The following is a 20127-nucleotide window of genomic DNA, read 5'->3' as shown; positions in this document are numbered from 1 at the left end:
TTTGCCGGCGAAGTGGACAGCGGTTCGCCGGAGAAAATGCGACCGGACCAACGAATCCCAAGCGCTGTCCGCCCCATCTCGATCGGACAGGGCTCTAGGAGACCGGGGCGCCGCTGCAAACGGCGGGCGGCTGCGTCATGTGAGCGGTCGCGGGCGAACCGCCGGCCTGGTTCATGCGGTCGGTCATGTCGGCCTTCCAGTTCCGCAAGCCATAGCCGTTGAGGAAATCGGCGCCGCTGTCGCTGAGCTCGCCGGGCCTGTCGGCCAGCTCGAAAGCACGGGCCCATTGTTGCACCGCCTGGTCGGACTCACCCAGCTTCCAGAAAGCGTCGCCCAGGTGGGCCTGCACCTCCGGATGGCCCGGATCGCGCGCCGCGGCATCGCAGAGATAATGGAGCGCCTCCTGATAGCGCCCGAGCTGATAAAGCGCCCATCCGTAGGAATCGAGATAGGCCGCTTCCTCCGGCGCCGAGGCCAGCACGTCCTTCAGCATGGCGAGCGCCTCGTCGACGTTGCGGCCGGAATCGATCCAGGTGTAGGCGAGATTGTTCTTGGCGTTGAGATCGCCGCCATCGACCGCGCGCCGGTACCAATATTCGGCCACGTCCCGGTTGAGCGGCAGCCCGAGGCCGAAATCGTACATGTAGCCCAGCGCGTCCTGCGCCGCCGCGATGCCGGCATCGGCGGCCTTCGAAAAATGGCTGGCGGCGGATGCGTCGTCGCGGGGCGCGCCGCGGCCCTGGGAATCCATCAGGCCCAGGCCGTAATGCGCCTCGGGATCGCCGTCGCCCGCAAGCCCCTCGAACAGCGCCCGCGCCTTGGCGTCGTCGCCTGAATCATAGGCAGACCAGGCCTGATCGAGCTGATCCTGGCGCGAATCCGCAGAGGCCGGTCCCGCTGTCAGCGCGCAGGCGAGCAGCAGGGCCATCACCAATCCGACAGAAAGGCGCCATCGGGCTGCGGTCATGGGACGCGCCATCCTATCACGCACCGAATGGCGGAAATGCGGCGAGATTTCATGCGGTCACGGGCCGGTTCGGGGTTGCCGGACCGAGCCGCAGGCACCATCCTTTGGGCGAGCGATGCTTATCGAGCACAAATGACCATTTCCCTCGGCGGCCCCCACCCCCATGGCAGATGATGGCGAACGGATCGAGGCGCGGCTGATCGGCCGGATCGCCGAGGTGCCGGCCGCCGAGTGGGATGCCTGCGCCGGAACGGCCAATCCCTTCGTCACGCACGGCTTCCTGGCGGCCCTCGAGGAGAGCGGCTCGGTCGGCGGCGACAGCGGCTGGATTCCGCGCCATCTCCTGATCGAGGACGGCGCGGGACGGCTCATGGCCGCGGCGCCGCTCTATCTCAAGGCCCATTCCTACGGCGAATATGTGTTCGACCATGGCTGGGCCGAGGCCTATGAACGCGCCGGAGGCCAGTACTATCCCAAGCTCCAGCTTTCGGTGCCCTTCACGCCGGTGCCGGGCCCGCGCCTCCTGCTCCGCCCGGGCGATGAGGCCGGCCGCTATCGCGACGTGCTGGCCGCGACGCTGGTCGCGGCGGCCGAGCAGCTCAAGGTCTCGTCGCTGCACGCGACCTTCCTGCCCGAGGAGGACGCGGCGGCGCTGGCCGAGGCCGGCTTCCTGCTGCGCCATGGCTATCAGTTCCATTGGCGCAACCGCGGCTATGGCAGCTTCGACGCATTCCTGGGCGATCTCTCCTCGCGCAAGCGCAAGGCGATCAAGCGCGAGCGCCGCGAGGTGGCCGCGGCCGGCATCGCCCTCAAGCCCCTCACCGGACGCGACATCCTGGAAAAGCACTGGGATGCGTTCTTCCATCACTATCAGGCGATCAGCGACCGGAAATGGGGCATGCCCTACCTGACGCGAGGCTTCTTCAGCCTGCTCGGCGAACGCATGGCCGACCGCGTCCTGCTGGTGCTGGCCGAGAGGGACGGCCGCGTCGTGGGCGGCGCGCTCAACCTGATCGGCAGCGAGCGCCTCTATGGCCGCAACTGGGGCGCCACCGGCGAGATCCCGTTCCTTCATTTCGAGGCCTGCTACTACCAGGCGATCGAGTTCGCGATCGCCCGCGGCCTCCAGGTGGTGGAGGCCGGCGCGCAAGGCGAGCACAAGGTGCAGCGCGGCTATCTGCCGGTCGAGACCGTGAGCGCGCATTGGATCGCCGACCGCGGCCTGCGCAGCGCCGTCTCCAGCTTCCTCAAGCGCGAGACGCCGGCGGTGCGCAACGAGATCGCGATGCTGGCGGCGGAAAGCCCGTTCCGGAAGGACGGGTGCGAAGGCGGCGGCAACGAGTAAGCGTCACCCCTCCCCCTACCCCCTTGTATGAGCGAGATGTGAGAGCATGGAGCGTGGTCCGGGCCGGGGTGGCCACCCCGGCCCGGACTGTCGGTTGTCGGATCGACACCCTCGAAGTCTTCTGGACTGCGCGGGAGCGGGATCGCAGCCGACCCTTCATCGGACCCGGATGGTTGCAAGAACACCCTGGTTCGGATCAACGCAAGGTGGGGTCGACGAAGATGAGCAAGTCTATCACGGAAACGGCGGGTATCGACGTGTCGAAGCGCAAGCTCGATGTGGCGTTGGCCGCTGGGCCGGACCGGCTGCAGGCCAGCAACGATCCGGCGGGATACCAGCAGATCGAGAGCTGGCTGCGCGAGCATGGGGTCGAGCGGGTCGGGTTGGAGGCGAGCGGCCATTACGAGGCGGCGGTGGCGGCGCATCTTCGCCGGGTGGGGTTTTGCGTCGTGCTGCTCGATCCGGCTCAGGTGAAAGGCTTTCGGCGGTTCAAGAAGAAGCGAGCCAAGAACGACAAGATCGATGCTCGCCTGATCGCGGTGGCGACGGCGGACATGGAGCCCGACAGCATCCGCCCGGCGCCCGATGAACGTTTGGCGCCGTGGGCCGAGCATCTCACCCTGATCGAGCAGATCGGCGAGGATATCAGCCGGCTGAAGACCCGGCGCGATCGCTACAGCCTGCCGGCGCACAAACGCTATCTCGAGACTGAGATCACCCGCCTGTCCAGGCGCCGCGACAGGGAAATCGTCCGGCTGCTGGCCAAGCTCCGCCGTCACCCCGACCTGGCTCTCAAGCTGGATCTGCTGGAGAGCATCCCCGGCCTGGGCCCGCTCACCGCCCTCAGCTTCGTCCTGCGCATGCCCGAGCTCGGCCGCATGACCCGTGCCGAGGCCGCCGCCCTGGTTGGTGTCGCTCCCTTCGACGATGAAAGTGGCGAGCATACCGGTGAGCGCCATATCGCCGGCGGCAGAAAACGGCTCCGACGCAGCATCTACCAGGCCGCCTTCTCTGCCTCTCAGCGCTGGAACCCCATCCTCCTGGCCCTCTACAAGCGCCTTATCGCAAAGGGCAAGCACCACAAGGTCGCCACCGTCGCTTGCGCCAGGAAGCTAGTTGAGATCGCCAACGCTATCCTCGCCAGGGCTACTCCCTGGCAGGATAAAGCCGTCACTCCATGATCCCCGCACGATCATGGTTGCTCCCGCAAGGGGAGGGGGCTGGATGTTTCCAATTTCTCGCCCCCTCCTCTTGCGGGAGGGGGTAGGGGGAGGGGTCCGCTAAGCTCGTCGCTTGCCGGGAAACAAAAAGGCCTCGTCCCACAAGGAACGAGGCCTTTGCTTTTCAGTCGAAGCCGCGCGTCAGCGCGCCAGCTCGGGTTCTTTCGGTTCGGCCGGCTGGGTGCCGCCGCCTTCCCCGCCGCCATCGCCCTTGTTGGGCTTGGCCTCGGTGAGGGTGAAGACGAGCTTGCCGTCGGCGACGTCGACGCGGGCGGTGCCGCCCTTCTCGAGCTTGCCGAAGAGCAGCTCCTCCGCGAGCGGCTTCTTGATGTTCTCCTGGATGACGCGGGCCAGCGGCCGCGCGCCGTAGAGCGGATCGAAGCCCTTCTTGGCCAGCCAGTCGCGCGCCGCGTCCGAAAGCTCGATCGTGACGTTGCGGTCGGCGAGCTGGGCCTCGAGCTGCATCACGAACTTGTCCACCACCCGCGCCACGATCTCGGGCGTGAGGTTCTGGAAGGTGATGACGGCGTCGAGGCGGTTGCGGAACTCCGGCGTGAACATCCGGTTGATCGCTTCCGTGTCCTCGCCGACGCGGACCTCGCGGCCGAAGCCCATCGCGGTCTTAGCCATCTCCGAGGCGCCGGCATTGGTGGTCATGATCAGGATCACGTTGCGGAAATCGACCGACTTGCCGTTATGGTCGGTGAGCTTGCCGTGATCCATCACCTGCAGCAGCAGGTTGAAGAGATCCGGGTGCGCCTTCTCGATCTCGTCCAGCAGCAGGACCGCGTGCGGATGCTGGTCGATCGCGTCCGTCAGCAGGCCGCCCTGGTCGAACCCGACATAGCCCGGCGGCGCGCCGATCAGGCGCGAGACGGTATGCCGCTCCATGTATTCCGACATGTCGAAGCGGATGAGCTCGATGCCGAGCGTGCGCGAGAGCTGGCGCGCCACCTCGGTCTTGCCGACGCCGGTGGGGCCTGAGAACAGGTAGGAGCCGATCGGCTTCTCCGGCTCGCGCAGGCCCGCCCGCGCGAGCTTGATCGCGGCCGAGAGGGCGCCGATGGCGGCATCCTGGCCGAACACCATCGTCTTGAGGTCGCGCTCCAGGTTCTGCAACGTGCTCTTGTCGTCGCGCGAGACGCTCTTGGGCGGGATGCGGGCCATGGTCGCGATCACGGCCTCGACATCCTTCACCGAGATGGTCTTCTTGCGCTTGTTCTCGGTCAGCAGCATCTGCGCCGCGCCCACCTCGTCGATCACGTCGATCGCCTTGTCGGGCAGCTTGCGGTCGTTGATGTAGCGCGAGGCCAGCTCCACGGCGGTGCGGATCGCCTCGGCCGTATAGCGGACGCGGTGATGCTTCTCGTAATAGGGCTTGAGGCCCATGAGGATCTTCACCGTGTCGTCGACCGTCGGCTCGTTGACGTCGATCTTCTGGAAGCGCCGGACCAGCGCCCGGTCCTTCTCGAAATAGTTCCGGTATTCCTTGTAGGTGGTCGAGCCCATGCAGCGCAGCGAGCCGCTCTGGAGCGCCGGCTTCAGCAGGTTCGACGCGTCCATGGCGCCGCCCGAGGTGGCGCCGGCGCCGATCACGGTGTGGATCTCGTCGATGAAGAGGATCGAGCCCTCGGTCGCCTCGAGCTCGGCGATGACGGCCTTGAGCCGCTCCTCGAAATCGCCGCGATAGCGGGTGCCCGCCAGCAGCGAGCCCATGTCGAGCGCGAAGATCGTCGCGTTCTTGAGCACCTCCGGCACCTCGCCGCGCACGATGCGCCGCGCCAGGCCCTCGGCGATGGCGGTCTTGCCCACGCCCGGATCGCCCACATAGAGCGGGTTGTTCTTGGTGCGCCGGCAGAGGATCTGGATGGTGCGGTCGATCTCGGCGTCGCGCCCGATCAGCGGATCGATCTTGCCCGCGCGCGCCTTCTTATTGAGGTCGACGCAATAGGCGTCGAGCGCCTCGCTGCCGGTCTTGGCGACCTTCTCGGCATGGGCGTCGGCATCGGCGCCCGAGACCCGGCGCTGCTCCTGCTTGCCGCGCGACTTGGCGATGCCGTGGCTGATGTAGTTGACGGCGTCCAGCCGCGACATCTCCTGCTCCTGCAGGAAATAGACGGCATGGCTCTCGCGCTCCGAGAAGAGGGCGACCAGGATGTTGGCGCCCGTGACCTCCTCGCGGCCCGAGGACTGGACATGGATGGCGGCGCGCTGCAGAACGCGCTGGAATCCCGCCGTGGGCTTGGCTTCGCGCGGCGCGGGGCCGACCAGGTTCGAGAGCTGGTTGTCGATATAGTCGATCAGGTCGCGACGCAGCCGCTCGACATCGACATTGCAGGCGCGCATCACGGCGATGGCGTCCTGGTCCTCCGTCAGCGCCAGCAGCAGATGCTCGAGCGTGGCGAAGTCGTGCCGGCGTTCATTGGCATAGGCGAGCGCCCGATGCAGCGTCTGTTCGAGGTTTGGCGACAGCATGGGCGCCCTACTCCTTCTCCAAAGTGCATTGCAGCGGATGTTCGTGACGGCGAGCGAAATCGATCACCTGGTTCACCTTGGTTTCCGCGACTTCATATGTATAGACACCGCATACGCCGACCCCGCGGCGATGCACATGGAGCATGATGCGCGTCGCATCTTCACGGCTCTTGCTGAAGAACCGCTCCAACACATGGACGACGAATTCCATCGGCGTGTAATCGTCATTGAGCAAAAGCACCTTGTACATCGAGGGCTTCTTGGTCTTGGGCTTGCTCTTGACGACGACGCCGGTTTCGCGGTCGTCCTTGGTTATCTTGTCGTTGTCGCTCATCTCCTCGCAATCGGCCCCCGGGATTCGGTCCGTCCGGGGACCTCCGCGTCTATAATATGGAATTCACGGCCTTGGTTAAAAGCCCCGTGCATAGAGCCACTTGGACCAACAGGGGCTTTGCCGCCGGCACCACCCCAGTCTGCGCCGGTTTCCCTCAACCAAGTCTTAGCGACCATTGGTCGCGTCGGGTTCCGCCCGGCACCGGCCGGGGCTCCGCCATAGCGCCCCGATAACGGGTTCAAAACAGCGTTCCCCCGCCCACGCCATCGGCGCGGATCGTAATGTTGAAGGGAGCGTTGGCGCCCTCGCTGGAGCTGGGCTGGCCCATGATTTCGGTCGGCGCGTCGCGGGGCGGGTTGAACGCCATGCCGGTCTGGTCGCGGACCAGCAGCAGCTTGGGAAACTGCAGTTTCTGGAAATCCTCGCTCGGATATTTCCAGGCGCCGAAATGAAACTGACCTTCGTGGCAGCCGCTTACGAGCCAATAGAAACTGTTGGAGGAAAACCGCTGCCCCTCGGTTTTCGGCGGCTGGAGAAATCCGTCGGCTGCCAGCGCCTGCTTGAACAGGCTGAAAGTGGCGCCGTTGAGCGTCGCGCGGGATTCCTTCCAGCGCAGCGGCCCCAGAGGATCCTCGAGATTCACCTCCGCGAGATTGGCGTATTTGCCGGTGGCCCGCGCCGTCAGATAGGCGCCGCCCCCGCCGTCGCCCACCAGCTCGTAAGCCCTTACCTGCTCCGCATAGCGGCCGTTATAGACGAACCGATAGCGGTCGGTACTGCCCGAGGCGCCCGGCTGGCAGGTCGCCTTGATGTCATCGCCGCCGAGAAAGCTGAACCATTGAACCCGACGCTGGACCGGGTCGTCGAAATTGCCGTGATAGGCGCAGGCCCCCAGCCCCACGGCCAGGGTCAAGGCGAGCACCACACCCCGGAAACCCCGCTTCGGCACCCCTCGTCGGGCAGCCGCAGCGGGCGCGCGACTCGCCGAAAACTCCCGAGTCGATGAAACTTGGAGTCGGGTCAATGGCTTGGCGGGCAGATGACCGGCCTCTAGAAGGTGACGTTAAAGCAATCTTAAAGACCTTCTGTTTAGCTAGACAAGAATCTTGGTTTTTTTTAGGTTAATCACCTCGAGTCAGGGGGTGTTAACCTCGGGATGGGATAATCAGGGGATGAAGCTCGATTCGACCGTCCGCAAGGCTTTCCGGGCCGCCCTCGTTGGCGTGGCCGCCCTTGTCGCCGTCCTGGCCTCCTCGGGGCTGGCCGGAAACCGGGCCTGGGCCGGCTATGCGGACATCGTGATCGACGCCTCCTCCGGCGAGGTGCTCCACGCCCGCAACGCCGACGCCCAGAACTACCCGGCGTCCCTCACCAAGATGATGACGCTCTATCTGCTCTTCGATCAGCTCGAGAAGGGCAAGATCAAGATCGACGACGGAATGCCGGTTTCGGCCCATGCCGAGGCCCAGCCCGCCACGAAGCTCGGCCTCACGGCCGGCAGCAGCATCAAGGTCGAGAAGGCGATCCTCGCCATCATCATCCAGTCCGCGAACGACGCGGCCGTCGTGGTCGCGGAGGCGATCGGCGGGTCCGAGAACCGTTTTGCCGACCTGATGACCGCGAAGGCGCGCGCGCTCGGCATGAACAACACGAATTTCGAGAATGCGTCGGGCCTGCCCAACACCAAGCAGCACACGACAGCCCGCGACCTGGCGGTGCTGGCCCGCGCTCTCATGACCGATTTCCCGCAGTATTACCACTATTTCGCCGAGACGAAGTTCGTCTGGAACGGCCGCACCATCAAGACGCATAACCGGCTGATGGTGGCCTATGACGGCGCCGACGGCCTCAAGACCGGCTATATCCGCGCCTCCGGTTTCAATCTCGTGACCTCGGCCGTTCGCAACGGCCAGCGGGTGATCGGCGTGGTGCTGGGCGGCAAGTCGCCTTCCCAGCGCGACCAGCAGATGGCCAAGCTGCTCGACGGTGGCTTCGCCGAGATGGCCTTGGCCGACAATGGCCGCAACCGCAGCACGGTCGTGCCGGGTGTGAAGCCGGCCGATCTGGGTGCCGCGATCGCGGCGCTCGACAACCAGCCCGACACCGACGCCATGGTCGATGCCGCCAATGCGCCCGAGACGCAGGTCGCGAGCGCCGACGCCGCGGCGCCGACGGGCGAAGGCGATGTCGACACCGGCGATGACGGCGAAGGCTCGGCCGCGGCCCTTCCGGTCGATGCCGGCTGGGGCGTGCAGGTCGGCGCCTTCCTCAAATACGACCCGGCGAAGCAGGCCGCGACCAACGCCCAGCGCGAATATCGCGGCCTGGTCGATGCCCGCGTCCTGGTCGACCAGTCCAAGACCCAGTCGGGCGGCACGATGTACCGCTCGCGCCTGATCGGGCTCAGCAAGGCCGACGCGGAGACCGCCTGCAAAGGCCTGCGCAAGCTCGGCACCGCCTGCCTGGTGGTCAAGATCACCCAGGTCGCGCAGAACGCGCCGTAGGCCGCCTCTCTCCCAGACCTGAGACTGCCTTTGTCGCCCGGAGCAATCCGGGCGCCCATCGTCATGCCGGCGCCCTGTCGCACCATGGGCGCGCACGGGGACAGGCCACGACCGGCATGGCCGGGATGACGCCCGAGCGCGTCACGTCGCCCGCGGCCGCCGTCCTTCCGCGGCCATCTGGCGGCGCAGGTTCAGGAGCTGGTGATTGACGAGGGAGAGGACCAGGAGGAGAGCCGAGAGCATCCAGAGACGGGCCGGCAGATAGGGCTCGATCGCCGCCATGCGGGTCCATTGTTGCAGCGAGCCGCTCTTGAGATAGCCCGTCGCGAGATAGTCGGCCAGCACCGGCAGCCCGTAGCCCGCCATGGAGCCCAGCACCGGCGCCAGCAGGACCCAGAACAGCCTGATCGCCGGTCCCTGCCCCTCGAGCGCCCAGGCCGACAAGAGGATCGCCAGGCCCAGGCCGCAAAGCCATGTGTTGTCAAACTCGACCAGGCCGCGCTGGAGGATGTCGAGGTTCAGCAGGAGGTAGAGCGCGAAACCGAGCAGGCCGACGATGACCGAGCGGATCCGGGGCATGGCGGGTCTCCTGAATGAAGCGCCGAATGCGCGGGCCCTCGTCCTAACGGCCTATGCATCGGCGCGCTCATTCGACGCCGTGAGCCCTTACCGGCTGGCTAACGGTGCAGCTCGGCGCGAAATCGGCGAAAATTGCCGGCAGCGGGATCGCCATTCCAACGGCCTCGGCGCCTCTTTGCGCCGGGCGGGAACGTCGCCTCAGTGGCCGGCGTTGGCCTTGCCGCTGAAGTCGGGGGCGGCGACACCGCTTCGGCCGAGCGCCTCGACCAGCTGGGTCTTCAGGCGATCGAGGCCCTTCTCGTCGCGGGCCTCGCAGCGCGCGACCAGCACGTCCTGCGTGTTGGAGGCGCGCAGCAGCCACCAGCCGTCGGCCGTGCTGACGCGCACGCCGTCGATGTCGGACACCTTGGCGCCGTTCTGCATGAGCCGCGCCTTGACCTCCTCGACGATCTTGAACTTGCGATCCTCGCTCGACGGGAAGCGCAGCTCCGGCGTGTTGACGACGGCGGGCATGCGGTCGCGCAGGGCGCCCAGGCTCTCGCTGCTTCGCGCCATGATCGCAAGCAGCCGCACGGCCGCATAGAGCGCGTCGTCATAGCCGTAATAGCGGTCGGCGAAGAAGATATGGCCGCTCATCTCGCCCGCCAGCGGCGCGCCCGTTTCCGCCATCTTCGACTTGATCAGCGAATGGCCGGTACGCCACATCAGCGGCTGGCCGCCCGCCTTGGCGATCTCGTCGAACAGAACCTGGCTCGCCTTGACGTCGGCGATGATGGTCGAGCCCGGCCGGTCGGCCAGCACGTCGCGCGCCAGCAGCACCATGAGCTGGTCGCCCCAGAGGATGCGGGCCTTCTCGTCGACCACGCCGATCCGGTCGCCGTCGCCGTCGAAGGCGATGCCGAGATCGGCCTTGGTCTCGAGCACCTTGGCCTGGAGCTGCTTCAGGTTGTCGGGGACCGTCGGATCGGGATGATGGGCCGGGAAGGTGCCGTCGATCCGCTCGTTGAGCAGGATATGCCGGCCCGGCAACGCCGCCGTCAGGCGGCGCATCGCCTCGGCCGCCGAGCCATTGCCGGCGTCCCAGCAGACGGTGAGCTCGCGATCGCCGCGGAAATCCTTGGTCAGCCGCTCGACATAGCGGTCGAGCAGCGGCCGCTCCACGCTTCTGCCCTTGGCCCCGCGCGAGCGGTAGGCGCCGGCCTCCGCGATCTTGCCCAGGTCGCGGATCTGCGTGCCGTGGAAGGCCTCGCGGCCTTTCATCATCTTGAAGCCGTTATAGTCGGCCGGGTTGTGCGAGCCTGTGACCATGATGCCGCCCCCGGCCTGGAGCACGGTGGTGGCGAAATAGAGCATCGGCGTCGGCCCGATCCCGACGCGCCAGACCTCGAGCCCGCAAGCCTCGAGCCCTTCGGCCAGGGCATCGGCGAGCTCGGGCGAGCTCAGCCTTCCATCCTGGCCGAGGCAGACATTCTCGGCACCCGCCTCCACGAGGGTCGTGCCGAAGGCGCGGCCGACCGCACGGGCATCGGCCGCGGAGAGCGTCTTGCCGACGATTCCGCGGATGTCGTATTCGCGCAGGACGGTCGGATCGAAGCGATGGGAATCGGTCATGCCAGGTCTCTGGACAGCTCGAAGAAGGAAGCGGCGTTAAAACGGGGATCGGCTCATGCCGGTTCCGTGGGATGGCCGTTGGGCCGCCCGATGCTGGTGTAGGTCAGGCCCGCGCCGCGCATTTCGGCCGGATTATAGACGTTCCTCAGATCGACCACGACGGGCTTGCCCAGGATCGCCTTGATGCGGCGGGGATCGAGCGCCCGGAACTCGTTCCATTCCGTCAGCAGCAGCAGGCAATCGGCGCCGGCCATGGCCTCCTCGGCGGAGCCGCAATATTCCACCTCGGGCATCAGCTTGCGCGCCTCGTTCATGCCTTCGGGGTCGAAGGCCCTGACCTTGGCCCCCTGCTCCAGGAGCCGCGGCAGGATCATGAGGCTCGGGCTGTCGCGCATATCGTCGGTGTTGGGCTTGAAGGTGAGGCCCAGCACGGCGATGGCCTTGCCCCGGACATTGCCGCCGCAGGCCGAGAGCACGCGCCCCACCATCGCGGCCTTTCGCGCGTCATTCGAGGCGACCACCGTCTCGATGATCCGCAACGGCGCGTCGGCCTCCTGCGCCGTGCGCACGAGGGCCAAGGTGTCCTTCGGGAAGCAGGAGCCGCCATAGCCGGGGCCGGGATGCAGGAACTTGCGGCCGATGCGGCCGTCGAGCCCGATGCCGCGCGCCACGTCATGCACGTCGGCGCCGACCTTCTCGCAGAGATCGGCGATCTCGTTGATGAAGGTGATCTTGGTCGCGAGGAAGCTGTTGGCGGCGTATTTGATCAGCTCCGAGGTCTCGAGCCCGGTGAAGACCATCGGCGTCTCGATCAGGTAGAGCGGCCGGTAGAGCCGGCGCATGACGGCGCGCGCGCGTTCCGTCTCCGCGCCGATCACGATCCGGTCGGGCCGCATGAAATCGTTGATCGCCGAGCCTTCGCGCAGGAACTCCGGATTGGACACCACGTCGAACTCGGCGTCGGGGCGGATATCGCGGATGATCTCGGACACCCGCCGTCCGGTGCCGACCGGCACGGTCGATTTGGTGACGATCACGGTATAGCCGTCGAGCGACGCCGCGATCTCGCGCGCCGCCTGGAAGACGTAGCTCATGTCCGCATGACCGTCGCCGCGCCGCGAGGGCGTGCCGACCGCGATGAAGACGGCCTCGGCGCCAACCATGGCCGAGGCCAGGTCGGTCGAGAAGGTCAGCCGGCCGGCCTTGCCGTTGTCGCGCACCAGATCCTCGAGACCCGGCTCGTAGATGGGGATGCGGCCCTCGGTCAGCTCGCGGATGCGGTTCGCATCCTTGTCGACGCAGGCGACCTCGACGCCGAACTCCGAGAAGCAGGCACCGGACACCAGGCCGACATAGCCGGCACCGATCATGACGACCTTCATGCGAGAGATTCCCCTTCGCTGGCGCGCATGCGCATACGGATGAAATCGACGAGGATTATCAGCTCAAGTTCTGGGCCAGCCGGCGCAGCATCTCGCGCGTGGCCTTGCCGACCGTCTCATGCTCCAGCGCATAGGCCAGCGTCGCCTCGACGAAACCGGCCTTGTCGCCGCAATCGAATCGCGTGCCCTCGAACCGGTAGCCGTGGAACGGCGTCTTGCCGATCATCTTGGCCATGGCATCGGTGAGCTGAATCTCGTTGCCGGCGCCGCGCTCATGGCGTGCCAGGAACCCGAACAGCTCGGGCTGCAGGATGTAGCGGCCGATGACCGCGAGCGTCGAGGGCGCCGCCGACGGCGCCGGCTTCTCGACCAGCCCCTGCACCTCCACGAGCCGGCCCTTGGTGGCACCCGGCTTCACCACCCCGTATTTGTCGGTCTGGGACGGCGCCACATCCATCACGGCGATGATGTTGCCGCCGACCTCGGCCTGGGCCTCGACCATCTGCTTGAGGCAGGGCGTCGCCGCCTTCACCAGATCGTCGGCCAGGAGCACGGCCACCGGCTCGTCCTGGATCATGTGGCGGGCGCACCAGACGGCATGGCCCAGCCCCAGCGGCTCCTGCTGGCGCACATAGGCCACCTGGCCGGGCTGCAGCCGCATCTCCTCGAGGAGCGCCAGCTCCTTCTTTTTGGCCCGCTCGGTCAGGGTCGCCTGCAGCTCGAAGGAGAGATCGAAATGATCCTCGATCGCGCTCTTGCCACGGCTGGTGACGAAGATGAACTGCTCGATGCCGGCCGCCTTGGCCTCCTCCACCGCATACTGGATCAGCGGCTTGTCGACGACCGGCAGCATCTCCTTGGGCATCGCCTTGGTGGCCGGCAAAAACCGGACCCCGAGCCCGCCAACGGGAAAAATGGCCTTACGAACTCTTTGTTTTGACATTGTTTTTCCTGAATCACCGGCAGCCCGGCAACGCCGGTCTTTGTGCCATGCAGCATCCAGGGATGCAACCGGAGGGGTCCCCGGGGCCGCTATTTCTCACAATCCGTGAGATTAAAAGGGCCTGGAGGTGAAAAGGATATGAAGCTCCGGGTCAGGTGCCGAGCAAGATGTCGCGGGCGCGGTTCACCCGGGCCGCCAGATAGTCGGAGCCGCCCTGGTCGGGATGCAGCTTCTTCATCAGGCGATGATGCGCGTCGCGGATCTCGGACTCCTTGGCGCCCGGCTTGAGGCCCAGCACCTCGTAAGCCTCCTCGCGCGTCATGGCTCCGCTGCCGCCGCCGCTCCCTGTCCCGGCGCCCGCAGCGGCGCCTTCCGGTCCGGCCTGCCCGGCGCCGCGCCAATCGGGCCCCTGGGTGCGGTCGAGGAAGGCCTCGAGGACCGAGACGGAATCGGGATCGCCGGCCACCTCGCGCCGCAGCTCGACGAGCTCGTCGCGCAGCAGCTCGCTCAGGCGCCGACCCGCGAACCTCGTCTTCTTGATCCAGCCATCGAGCCGACCCGAGCCGTGATCGAGGCTCATGGCGAAGAAGGCGGTCTCGACATCGGAGCGCCCGCTGCCGCTGGGGCGCCGCGCCTCCCATCCGCCCCCGCTGCCCGTGGCGGCTCGCCGGCGCAGCCAGAGCAGCAGGAACGGCACGACGATGGGGAGTGCCACGGCGATGATGCCGGCCCGGCCGGCGATGACGAGATAGGCGACGCCGGCCACCACGAAAGCGATCGCGAAACCCTTGAACAGCCGCGCCAGCAGGGCGGCGTCGACGCTGGCCGCCGATTTGATCAGCAGCAACAGCATCGCCAGCAGGACCACGCCCAGAAAGAAATATGCGATCATCGATTTCCGATCGTCCCCGGGCCCCCGCGGCTCAACGATTCAGTTGACGCGTGAGCAGGAGCGCGGCGCCGCGTTCGCGCCGCGAATGATCCTCGAGCGCCGCGCGGCCGCCGGTCGCGAAGACGGCGACCGCCCGCAGCAGGTCGCGCAAGGCATCGGCGCTGTGGGCGTCGAAGGGGCAATAGGCGCCGCCGGAGAGCGTCGCCATCTGCCGGAAGGTCTCGGCCGCCACCGGCTCGCCGCGTTCGTGGAACATGAAGAGCGGCACGCCCAGCAAGCCGAGTTCGCCCGCCTGGTGGCAGAGCGCGTCGCCATCCTCTTCCATGGCATCGCCGATGAAGACGACGGCGTTGATGCGTTTCGCCTTGGTCTCGACGAGGGCGTGGCGCAGCAGCTTGGCGATCTGGGTCTTGCCGCCGAGGCAGGCGACGACGCCCATCAGCCGTTGCAGGGTGGCGCCGTCCGACAGCCAGGGCGTGGCCTTGAATTCGCCGAAGCCCCGGTAATAGGCGAGCTGGATGTCGAGCCCGCCGAGGCCCGCTGCGGCGGTGAACATCTCCGCCTGGATATGGCAGGCCCGGTCCCAGGTCGGCTGGCGGCTCGCCGTCGCATCCATGCCGAACAGGAGCCGGCCCCGGACGCCGTCCTTGCGCGGCGACGGCACGGCTGCGAGCTTGGCCAGGAACGCGGCCACGTCCTGCCCCGAGGCGTTGGTCGGCTTGTCCGTCGGCAGCTTGTCTCGAGACGACGCCATGGCGGTACCGCCTCACCAGGAAAGAGCCTGCTTACCCCGCGGAACCGCCCCTTCGGCGGGCGGTTCTCCCCTTCAAGAATTGGGGACAGGGACCGGTTCTGTCCAGCGTCTCTCCACCGGAGCGCCCTCTTCCGGCTTGGGCAGGCCGATCGCGTCGAGAAGGCCGCGCAATTCCTGGCGCGCCGCCACATGGGAGAGCGTCAGGCTGGTGCCGGCATCGGCCAGGTCGAGCAGGGTCAGTCCGCGGGGGAACAGCTCGCGGAACACCACGCGCTCGCTGAAGCCCGGCGCCAGGCGGAAGCCGATCCGGCGCGCCAGCTCCTCGACCAGCTTGCCGATGCGCCGCTTGTTGCGGGCATCGAGGCTGGCCAGGCGGTTGCGCATGACGATCCAGTCGATGGAGCCGCCATCGGCGAGCGCGCGGCGCTTCTTCTGCTCCCAGACCATCTCCGCATAGGTGCTGGGGCCGCGGATCTTCTGACCCTGGCCGTCGACGCGCGCCAGGAGATCGAGATCGAGGAAGCTGTCATTGAGCGGCGTCACCAGCGTGTCGGCGCGGGCATGGCCGAGCCGCGACAGATTGCTGTCGCTGCCGGGCGTGTCGATCACGATGAAATCGCAATCGGCCATCTGGGCCATGACGGCGTCGAAGCGCTGCTTCTCCTCCTCGCGCGCGGCCGCGACGGAATCGAGCGCGGACTGTTCCAGCCGCACATGCCGCGGCGCCGGCAGGTCGAGCCCGTTCTCGGCCCGGTTGGCGATGAAGCGGCTGAGGCTGCCCTGGCGCGCATCGAGATCGAGGCTGCCGACCTTGTAGCCCTCGCGCAGCAGCGCCACGATCAGATGCATCGCCGTGGTGGATTTGCCCGAGCCGCCCTTCTCGTTGCCCAGCACCACCACATGCGGGCGCCGGAAGCGCCGGCCGGCCGTTCCTTGCGGTCCTCCGACGATGATCATGCCGCGCGGACCCAGACCGCGGTGTCGTGGAAGCAGGCGCCGCCCCGCGGCGGGCCCGGATCGGCGCCGATCAGCGCGTTGATCCCCTGCCCCTCCTCGAAGGCGCCGTTGGGCCAGATGCCCTCGACGATCACCACGCCGGGCTGCAGGCCGTCGAACGGCCTGGCGTGGACCACGACCGAGCCGCGCCGGTTGCCGAGCCGGACGCGGTCTCCCTCCTTCAGCGCCAGCCGCTCGCAATCGACCGGATGCAGCAACGCGGTGGGGCGCTGCTCGCGCTGCCGGGAGCCGGGCGTCTCGGTGAAGGTGGAATTGAGGAAGGTCCGGGCAGGTGCCGCCACCAGCCGGAACGGATGTTCCGCGGTGGCCTCTTCGATCATCTGCGGATGATCGGGAAGCTCGGGCATGCCCTGGTGCCACGGCCCCATGCCCTTCCAGTCGGGCTTGAAGCGGAACCGTCCACCGGGCTGGGGGAAGCCGGTGAGGAAGTGAGCGTCCTCGAACGGCAGCGCGCAATCATGCCAGCGCCCGGCATAAAGCGCGTCGGCCGAGGGCTTGCCGGACGCCTTCAGCATCTGGTCGATCAGCTCCCACTCGCTCAGGGCGAAGCCCGGATGCTCGGCACCGACCCGCTTGGCCAGCTCGCAGATGACATAGTGGTTGGGCTTCGCCTCGGCCAGCGGCTCGACGATCTTGCGCGCGATCTGCAGATAGGTGTGGCCGCCGGCGAGATAGATGTCGTCATGCTCGAGGAAGGTGGTCGCCGGCAGCACGATATCGGCCATGGCCGCCGTTTCGGTCATGAACTGCTCATGCACGCAGACGAAGAGATCGTCGCGCAGGAAGCCCTGGCGCACCTTGAGCCCCTCGGGGCAGACCACCATCGGGTTGGTGTTCTGGATCAGCATCGCCGTGATCGGCGGCCCCTCGCCCAGGTCCCGCTTGTCGCCCGTCAGCACCGGGCCGATGCGCGACTGGTCGAGGATGCGCACCTTGGGATCGCGGCGATCCAGTCCCTCGATCATCGTCTTGTCGAGGCCGTAGAAGCCCGCGTTCGAGTAGAGCGCGCCGCCGCCCTTGTATCGCCAGGCGCCGGTGATGGCCGGCAGGCAGCTCACCGCATGCATGTTGGCCGCGCCGTTGCGCGAGCGCGAGAAGCCGTAGCCCAGGCGGATGAAGCTGCGCTGCGTGCGGCCATAGAGCTCGGCGAAGGCGCGAATCTCGTCGGCGGGCACGCCGGTGATGGCGGCAGCCCATTCCGGCGAGCGCGCCTTGACATGGGTCTCGAGCTCCGCCGGGCAGTCGGTATAGCGCGCCATATAATCGCGATCGACCAAACCCTGGCGGAACAGCTCATGCATCACGGCGCAGGCGAGCGCGCCATCGGTGCCGGGGCGCGGCATCAGATGGATGTCGGCCACCTGGGCCGTGGGCGTGCGATAGGGATCCACCACCACCAGCTTGGCGCCGCGTTCCTTGCGGGCGCGGGTGATGTGGGTCATCACATTGACCTGGGTCGAGACCGGATTGCCGCCCCAGACCACGACCAGGTCGGATTCCGCGATCTCGCGCGCATCGACGCCGCGCTTCTCGCCGACGCCCGCCACCCAGCCCGTGTCGGAGAGCATGACGCAGATGGTCGAGAGCTGACCCGAATAGCGCTTCGTGTGGCGCAGGCGCTGGATCCCGTCACGCTGCACCAGCCCCATCGTGCCGGCATAGAAATAGGGCCAGACCGCCTCGGGGCCATGGCGGCGCTCGGCCTCGAGGAACTTCTCGGCGACCCGGTCCAGCGCCTCGGACCAGGAGATCGGCGCGAAAGCCGAGCGTCCCTCGCCCTTGGCCCCCGTCCGCAGCAGCGGCTGGGTCAGGCGGTCGGGATGATTATGGCGTTCCGCATAGCGGGCGACCTTCGAGCAGACCACGCCCGCGGTGTAGCTCTGACCCGCGGCGCCGCGCACCCGGCCGATCTTGTGATGGTCGAGGCGCTCGACCTCGAGCGCGCAGGTCGACGGGCAGTCGTGGGGACAGACCGAGGGAAGAAGATCGAGGGGCATGATTCGGCCAATCTAGGCTGGCGCGGCGGATTTGTCATGGCCGGCGCGGGCTCGCTGTATATCCAATGAAATCAACTGCGTCACGATTCTCTTCGGCAGCGCGAAAGAGCGGCTTTCCCCCATCTGGGCGGTCTCGACCCCCTCGCTTTGACACAGGCCTTCGGGCATTCTCTCGCGAAAGCTTTGACCGCCCGGCCAACATGCGCAGGGGCATGGTTGGCGGCGTGAGTTTCGGGGGCGGGAATCATCATGAGCAGCAGTGCGACGGCGGGACCGGTGGGGCTGCGCCACCAGCCGGGCCGCGGCATCCTCTATATGGCGAGCGCGGTCTTCTGCCTGACGCTGCTCGATGCCGGCGTGAAGTGGCTGACCGACGATTACAGCCCCTTCCAGATCGCCTTCCTGCGCTACGTAGTGGGGATCGTCTTCGCGATCGGCATCTCGACCCGCGCGGGCGGGATCGGCACGCTGAAGACGCTGCGGCCGGGCGGCCATGCCCTGCGCTCGCTCTTCAATATCGGCACGATGCTGACCTTCTACTACGCGCTGGGGATGCTGCCGCTCGCCGACACCATGGCGATCACCTATGCCGGACCCCTGTTCATGACCCTGCTGTCGGTGGTGCTGCTGCGCGAGAAGGTCGGGCCGCGGCGCTGGGCCGCGGTCATGATCGGCTTCGTCGGCGTGCTGGTGATCCTCCAGCCCTCGGGCACCGGCTTCAACTGGGCGGCGGTGCTGGCCCTCAGCTCGGCCTTCCTCTATGCGCTGACGCTCATCACCTCGCGCCAGCTCAGCGCGACCGAGCCCAGCCACACGATCCTCTTCTACTACTCGGTCGGCGTCCTGATCGTCACCGGCGCCACCATGCCCTGGCTCTGGGTGACTCCGACCTGGAACGATCTCTGGGTCTTCCTCCTGGTCGGCGTCACGGGCAGCGTCGGGCAGTTCTTCCTCAACCAGGCCTTCCGCTACAGCGAAGTCTCGCTGGTGGCCCCGATCGACTATACGGGACTGGTCTGGGCCACGCTGTTCGGCTGGGCGCTGTGGAACCAGCTGCCGAGCCTCACCGTGATCGCGGGCTCCCTCATCGTCGTCGGCAGCACGCTCTATATCGTCAACCGCGAACGCAAGCGGCGCGCCTCGCAGGGCCAGCCGGCATGAATGCCGGCAGCAAGGGCCCGGTCGGGCATGACGGCCTCGCCAACGCCCCCTTGCGCGGCGTGCTGCTGATGGTCGCGACCGTGGCCGCCTTCTCGGCCCAGGACGCGTCGCTGAAATGGCTCAGCGCCGGCTACAGCTTCTGGCAGATCATGTTCTTCGGCCGCGCGCTCGCCGTGCCGCTGGCGCTGGCTCTCGCGATGCGCAGCGGCGGCCTCCGCCAGATCAAGAGCCGCCGGATCCTGGGACATGGCACGCGCGCGATCCTGATGATCGTGACCATGCTCTGCTTCGTCTATGCGCTGAAGCATCTGCCGATCGCCGACACGATCGCGATCGGCTTCGCCGCCCCCCTCTTCATGACGGCGCTCTCGGTCATCCTGCTCAAGGAGAAGGTGGGTCCCCGCCGCTGGGCCGCGGTCCTCATCGGCTTCGGCGGCGTCACCATCATTCTGCAGCCCTCGGGCGCGGGGTTCGGCCTCGCCGCCCTGTCGGCTCTCGGTTCCGCGCTCACCTACGCGCTCCTCTTCATCACCTCGCGCAAGCTGACCGCGACCGAGAGCGGGCCCTGCCTGATCTTCTGGAACTCCTTCGCCATGCTGGTCTGCGCCGGGATCGGCATGCTGTGGGATTTCCGGCTGCCGACGGATATCGATATCTGGGTCTTCGTGGCCACCGCCATCTTCGGCGCGCTGGGCCAGTTGCTGATGACCGAGGCCTTCCGCTATGGCGAGGTCTCGCTGCTGGCGCCGATCGAATACAGCGCGCTGATCTGGGCGACGCTCTATGGCTGGCTGATCTGGAGCGAGCTGCCTTCGTTGACCGTCATCGCGGGCGCGGCGATCATCATCGCCAGCAGCGGCTATATCCTGCATCGGGAGACGCGTGTGAAGAAGGCGGCGGCCCTCCCCGTGCCGGTCGCCGGCGCGGGACCGATCGACAGCTGAGA

The 20127-nt window shown here is 67.2% G+C and carries 17 protein-coding genes; 5 read left to right on the top strand and 12 right to left on the bottom strand.

Features of this window, described 5'->3' with window-relative positions:
• Positions 1–94 precede the first annotated feature (94 nt).
• A complete protein-coding gene (locus FRZ61_RS06910) occupies positions 95–967 on the bottom strand; it encodes a tetratricopeptide repeat protein (protein WP_191909332.1) in 873 nt (290 codons plus the stop codon).
• A 163-nt stretch (positions 968–1130) separates the two neighbouring features.
• Here FRZ61_RS06910 and FRZ61_RS06905 point away from each other — a divergent pair, with 163 nt between their 5' ends.
• Positions 1131–2312: a GNAT family N-acetyltransferase gene (locus FRZ61_RS06905; RefSeq protein ID WP_151116018.1), complete on the top strand. Its 1182-nt coding sequence runs from the start codon at positions 1131–1133 to the stop codon at positions 2310–2312.
• A gap of 221 nt (positions 2313–2533) precedes the next feature.
• Positions 2534–3493 carry an IS110 family RNA-guided transposase gene (locus FRZ61_RS06900; protein ID WP_151115166.1) on the top strand — a complete coding sequence of 320 codons (960 nt, stop codon included), beginning with the start codon at positions 2534–2536 and terminating at the stop codon, positions 3491–3493.
• Between the two features lie 180 nt (positions 3494–3673).
• Here FRZ61_RS06900 and clpA read toward each other — a convergent pair whose 3' ends face one another.
• From clpA to FRZ61_RS06885, 3 genes are all read right to left on the bottom strand, one after another.
• Positions 3674–6007, bottom strand: a complete 2334-nt coding sequence (clpA, locus tag FRZ61_RS06895; RefSeq protein WP_151116016.1) for an ATP-dependent Clp protease ATP-binding subunit ClpA — start codon at positions 6005–6007, stop codon at positions 3674–3676.
• Positions 6008–6014: 7 nt separating this feature from the next.
• Positions 6015–6341 carry an ATP-dependent Clp protease adapter ClpS gene (gene clpS, locus FRZ61_RS06890; protein ID WP_151116014.1) on the bottom strand — a complete coding sequence of 109 codons (327 nt, stop codon included), beginning with the start codon at positions 6339–6341 and terminating at the stop codon, positions 6015–6017.
• A 238-nt stretch (positions 6342–6579) separates the two neighbouring features.
• On the bottom strand, positions 6580–7263 hold the full coding sequence (locus tag FRZ61_RS06885; protein ID WP_151116012.1) for a hypothetical protein: 684 nt from the start codon (positions 7261–7263) through the stop codon (positions 6580–6582).
• Positions 7264–7513: 250 nt separating this feature from the next.
• Here FRZ61_RS06885 and FRZ61_RS06880 point away from each other — a divergent pair, with 250 nt between their 5' ends.
• Positions 7514–8845: a D-alanyl-D-alanine carboxypeptidase family protein gene (locus tag FRZ61_RS06880; RefSeq protein WP_151116010.1), complete on the top strand. Its 1332-nt coding sequence runs from the start codon at positions 7514–7516 to the stop codon at positions 8843–8845.
• Between the two features lie 141 nt (positions 8846–8986).
• On the opposite strand, the gene FRZ61_RS06875 is transcribed toward FRZ61_RS06880, so the two are convergent.
• The 8 genes from FRZ61_RS06875 to FRZ61_RS06840 all read right to left on the bottom strand — a co-directional run bounded on the left by FRZ61_RS06875 (position 8987) and on the right by FRZ61_RS06840 (position 18020).
• Positions 8987–9424: a hypothetical protein gene (locus tag FRZ61_RS06875; protein ID WP_151116008.1), complete on the bottom strand. Its 438-nt coding sequence runs from the start codon at positions 9422–9424 to the stop codon at positions 8987–8989.
• A 198-nt stretch (positions 9425–9622) separates the two neighbouring features.
• The gene (gene pgmG, locus FRZ61_RS06870; RefSeq protein WP_151116006.1) at positions 9623–11035 is read right to left on the bottom strand and encodes a phosphoglucomutase/phosphomannomutase PgmG; all 1413 of its coding nucleotides are present in this window, start codon (positions 11033–11035) and stop codon (positions 9623–9625) included.
• Between the two features lie 53 nt (positions 11036–11088).
• Entirely contained in the window at positions 11089–12417 is a 1329-nt protein-coding gene (locus tag FRZ61_RS06865) for a UDP-glucose dehydrogenase family protein (protein WP_151116004.1), read from the bottom strand.
• A gap of 58 nt (positions 12418–12475) precedes the next feature.
• A complete protein-coding gene (gene galU / locus FRZ61_RS06860) occupies positions 12476–13360 on the bottom strand; it encodes a UTP--glucose-1-phosphate uridylyltransferase GalU (RefSeq protein WP_151116002.1) in 885 nt (294 codons plus the stop codon).
• Between the two features lie 151 nt (positions 13361–13511).
• Positions 13512–14252: a DnaJ domain-containing protein gene (locus FRZ61_RS06855; protein WP_151116000.1), complete on the bottom strand. Its 741-nt coding sequence runs from the start codon at positions 14250–14252 to the stop codon at positions 13512–13514.
• 31 nt (positions 14253–14283) lie between these two features.
• Positions 14284–15006 (bottom strand): VWA domain-containing protein, encoded by a 723-nt coding sequence (locus FRZ61_RS06850; protein WP_151115998.1) that lies wholly within the window; start codon positions 15004–15006, stop codon positions 14284–14286.
• A 72-nt stretch (positions 15007–15078) separates the two neighbouring features.
• A complete protein-coding gene (locus FRZ61_RS06845) occupies positions 15079–15963 on the bottom strand; it encodes a division plane positioning ATPase MipZ (protein ID WP_151115996.1) in 885 nt (294 codons plus the stop codon).
• Positions 15960–18020, bottom strand: a complete 2061-nt coding sequence (locus FRZ61_RS06840) for a molybdopterin oxidoreductase family protein (RefSeq protein ID WP_151115994.1) — start codon at positions 18018–18020, stop codon at positions 15960–15962. Before FRZ61_RS06840 ends, FRZ61_RS06845 begins: the two co-directional genes overlap by 4 nt.
• Positions 18021–18269: 249 nt before the next feature.
• Here FRZ61_RS06840 and FRZ61_RS06835 point away from each other — a divergent pair, with 249 nt between their 5' ends.
• A complete protein-coding gene (locus tag FRZ61_RS06835; RefSeq protein WP_151115992.1) occupies positions 18270–19181 on the top strand; it encodes a DMT family transporter in 912 nt (303 codons plus the stop codon).
• Positions 19178–20125 carry a DMT family transporter gene (locus FRZ61_RS06830; protein ID WP_151115990.1) on the top strand — a complete coding sequence of 316 codons (948 nt, stop codon included), beginning with the start codon at positions 19178–19180 and terminating at the stop codon, positions 20123–20125. The genes FRZ61_RS06835 and FRZ61_RS06830 overlap by 4 nt, the downstream gene beginning before the upstream one ends.
• Positions 20126–20127: the final 2 nt, after the last annotated feature.

The sequence above is a fragment of the Hypericibacter adhaerens genome, assembly GCF_008728835.1.
GTDB lineage: Bacteria > Pseudomonadota > Alphaproteobacteria > Dongiales > Dongiaceae > Hypericibacter > Hypericibacter adhaerens.
The sequence above is the reverse complement of the archived record's forward strand: the minus strand, read 5'-3'. Positions and strand labels throughout refer to the sequence as shown.